The 3,175-nt window shown below is 55.7% G+C and carries 4 protein-coding genes; 3 read left to right on the top strand and 1 reads right to left on the bottom strand.

What is annotated here, in order from left to right; translation table 11 throughout:
* Nucleotides 1–216 (top strand): hypothetical protein (locus ACTIKR_RS20540; RefSeq protein ID WP_442328899.1); only part of this gene is annotated, 216 nt, incomplete at its 5' end.
* Between the two features lie 151 nt (nucleotides 217–367).
* Here the strand turns inward: ACTIKR_RS20540 and rfbB are convergent.
* Nucleotides 368–1,471 (bottom strand): dTDP-glucose 4,6-dehydratase, encoded by a 1,104-nt coding sequence (rfbB, locus tag ACTIKR_RS20535; protein WP_442328898.1) that lies wholly within the window; start codon nucleotides 1,469–1,471, stop codon nucleotides 368–370.
* Between the two features lie 126 nt (nucleotides 1,472–1,597).
* Here rfbB and rfbC point away from each other — a divergent pair, with 126 nt between their 5' ends.
* Both rfbC and galU read left to right on the top strand, forming a co-directional pair.
* Nucleotides 1,598–2,152 carry a dTDP-4-dehydrorhamnose 3,5-epimerase gene (gene rfbC / locus ACTIKR_RS20530; RefSeq protein ID WP_193090044.1) on the top strand — a complete coding sequence of 185 codons (555 nt, stop codon included), beginning with the start codon at nucleotides 1,598–1,600 and terminating at the stop codon, nucleotides 2,150–2,152.
* A 54-nt stretch (nucleotides 2,153–2,206) separates the two neighbouring features.
* Nucleotides 2,207–3,043: a UTP--glucose-1-phosphate uridylyltransferase GalU gene (galU, locus tag ACTIKR_RS20525; protein ID WP_193090045.1), complete on the top strand. Its 837-nt coding sequence runs from the start codon at nucleotides 2,207–2,209 to the stop codon at nucleotides 3,041–3,043.
* Nucleotides 3,044–3,175 lie beyond the last annotated feature (132 nt).

The raw sequence follows: 3,175 nt of genomic DNA, 5'->3' as shown, positions 1-3,175 counted from the left end.
GATAAAAGAAAATTTGAAAGCGTTGGCTGTAAAAAAATAAGTGTGCCGGTTGTGCAAGCCGCCAGACCCAACCCCCCAACCCCCCAACTCCCAGAATACAAATGCAGGCAGGCCGAGCTCGCTCATGCAAGGCGAAGAAGACGTCGTTTTGATCAGGTACCTTTTTCTTCGCCGAATATCGCGTGCTTTGTCAACGTTTCAATGCAATGGCGGTGATGATAAGCCAGCCTGCCACAATACAACGGCACTGGCGCTGTCGGCAGATATAAGTGGCTTGCAGCAACAACCTGAATTCGCAGGCGCGCATGAAGACGGCGTTGCCGATGAATGCGAAGTGGTATTGCGCGCCCGGTCTTTTAAGGCCCGTTTATGCCAATTGTGATATAGCCGAACACCACCACGGTTCATTGTCCAGGAACCAGTCAACGGTCTTGACGATGCCTGCGTCAAACGGCTCGCTTGCGACAAAGCCCAGTTCCTGTTCGATTTTTGTCGGGTCCATAGCGTAGCGCCGGTCATGACCGGGCCGATCCTGCACGTAGCGGATCAGCTGCGCGCTATTGCCTGCGTGTGCCGCCGTTGCCTGTGCAAACCGCTGCCGCAACTGCGGCCGCGTCGCAAAGGCCTGGTCCATGATCAAACACAATTTATGGATGAGCTGCATGTTGGTCAGCTCGCAACGGGCACCGACATTCCAGGTGTCGCCCGCCTTGCCTTGCGCCAGAATCGCCTCGATCGCACGAACGTGGTCCAGTACGTAAAGCCAGTCGCGGATCTGCTGGCCATCGCCAAAAACCGGAATGGCTTTATTGTGCAGGATGTTCGTCAGCGTGAGTGGGATGAGTTTTTCGGGATAATGATAGGGCCCGTAATTGTTCGAGCACCGGCTGATGGTGGTGGCCAGACCGTAAGTCTGGTGGTAGGCCCGCACCAGATGATCCGCCGCGGCTTTGCTGGCCGAGTACGGTGAGTTCGGCGCATAGGAGGTGTCTTCGGTAAACGCAGGCTGGTCGGCCGCCAGGCTGCCGAAAACCTCATCGGTACTGACGTGATGAAAGCGGTATGGCAGGGGGGCTTTTTTTTGCAGCGCTGGCACCTCTATCCATACCTGGCGTGCCGCCTTGAGCAGGCTGTGGGTGCCGGTGATATTGGTCTGGATAAAGGTGTCGGGCCCCTGGATAGACCGATCCACATGGCTTTCTGCCGCAAAATGCACGATAGTATCGACGCGGTGCTGTTGTAGCAATGCGATTACTTTGTCCGTATTGCAGATGTTCCCGTGTACAAATGTGAAATTGACGTGATGTTCAAGCCCGGCAAGGCTGCTGCGATTGCCCGCGTAGGTCAGCGCATCCAGCACTACCAGCGTATCGTCTGGATGCTGTCTGAGCCAGTAGTGAACGAAGTTGGCGCCGATAAATCCGGCACCACCGGTAACAAGCAAAGATGCCATCGCGTTCGGGGTCGTCATGTGAAAGTTGCAATGGCTCATGATAACAGGACCGGTGTAAACCGCGAAGTCTGTTGAGGGCGATGGTGATGACCGATCCGTTATAATCAGCGCTGATGCAATCCGTTGAGGCTTTGCCTGATACGCATGAAAACAGAACGCCTGGTTATTCCCGATGTCCTGCTGATGACTCCCCAAGTGCGCCGCGACGAACGCGGCTATTTTCTGGAGGCCTACCGGCAGCAGGTGCTCGATGAGGCCCTGGGGCGCACGCTGCGCTTTATCCAGGACAACGAATCACAGTCGTCTTATGGCGTGGTGCGGGGCCTGCATTACCAGTTGCCGCCCTATGCCCAGAACAAGCTGGTGCGCGTGGTGGTGGGGCGGGTACTCGATGTCATTGTGGATTTGCGCAAGAGCAGCGCGACCTTCGGACAGTCCTTGCAAATTGAACTGGACGCCGTGCGCAAGCAATCGCTGTTTATCCCGGCCGGGTTTGCACATGGTTTCGCCGTGCTCAGCGAACGGGCCATTTTTGCCTACAAAACCGACGCCGTCTATGCGCCCGATTTCGAGCGCGGGCTGGCCTTTGATGACCCGCAACTGAGCATAGACTGGCAGGTGCCGCGCGAGCATATGATACTGTCCGACAGGGATCGCCGTTTTCCTGTGTTTGCCGGCCTGCAGGACTTATACCCGTGAGCGCAAAGGGTTTTATCATAAAATGACGTCATTCGATACATCAACGAGGTTTAAATGAATCCGATCCGTAAAGCTGTATTTCCCGTCGCAGGCTTGGGCACCCGCTTTTTGCCGGCGACCAAGGCCATGCCTAAAGAGATGTTGCCCGTTGTGGATAAGCCGCTTATCCAATACGCAGTGGAAGAGGCAGTCAAGGCAGGCATTACCGATCTGATTTTTATTACCGGGCGACACAAGCGTGCGATCGAGGATCATTTCGACTCCATGCCCGAGCTGGAATCCGAACTGGAAGAAAAGGGCAAACAGGAGATGCTGGAGCAGGTGCGCCAGGTCATTCCGTCCAATGTCAATTGTATTTACATCCGTCAGCCGGCTCCACTGGGCCTGGGTCACGCTGTGCTGTGCGCCGAGCCGGTGGTGGGCAATGAGCCGTTCGCCGTGTTGCTGGCCGATGACCTGATCGATTCGAACGTGCCGGTTACCCAGCAACTGATTCAGGCCGCACATGCCAATAACGGCAGTGTGCTTGGCATCCAGACCATCGCTCGCGAAGATTCCAATAAATACGGGATTATTGCGGGTAAATCGGTGTCGTCCAATACGATCCAGGTGAGCAAGATCGTCGAAAAGCCTGCGCCGGCCGATGCACCTTCGGACAAGGCCGTGGTGGGTCGTTATATTCTGGAACCAGAAATTTTTGAACACCTGCGCCACATCGGCAAGGGCGCAGGCGGCGAAATCCAGCTTACCGACGGCATTGCTGCCTTGCTCGAAAGCCGTAATGTATTTGGTTTTGCCTACGAAGGCACGCGCTACGATTGCGGTAGCAAAGCAGGCTTTTTTGCCGCCACGGTAGCACTGGGCCAGAAATATCACGGCTTCAAGCTGTAATTTATTCCGAGGCAAGGCATTCAAGGCGGGCGAATGTTCCGCTTCCGTGATTGCCTGTCAACAAATCAGCCCTGGCCGGGTTTGTATCCCGGTCACTTTTAGAATCCGTGATGCGAGGCGGCCATGGGCGTG

It is taken from the genome of Advenella sp., assembly GCF_052108595.1.
Classification (GTDB): domain Bacteria; phylum Pseudomonadota; class Gammaproteobacteria; order Burkholderiales; family Burkholderiaceae_B; genus Advenella.
This window is presented reverse-complemented; position numbering and strand designations above follow the sequence as displayed.

Bases quoted from the DNA above. Each gene is read 5' to 3' on its own strand.
- rfbB (WP_442328898.1), bottom strand. From the start codon at position 1,471: ATGACGACCCCGAACGCGATGGCATCTTTGCTTGTTACCGGTGGTGCC.
- rfbC (WP_193090044.1), top strand. From the start codon at position 1,598: ATGAAAACAGAACGCCTGGTTATTCCCGATGTCCTGCTGATGACTCCC.
- galU (WP_193090045.1), top strand. From the start codon at position 2,207: ATGAATCCGATCCGTAAAGCTGTATTTCCCGTCGCAGGCTTGGGCACC.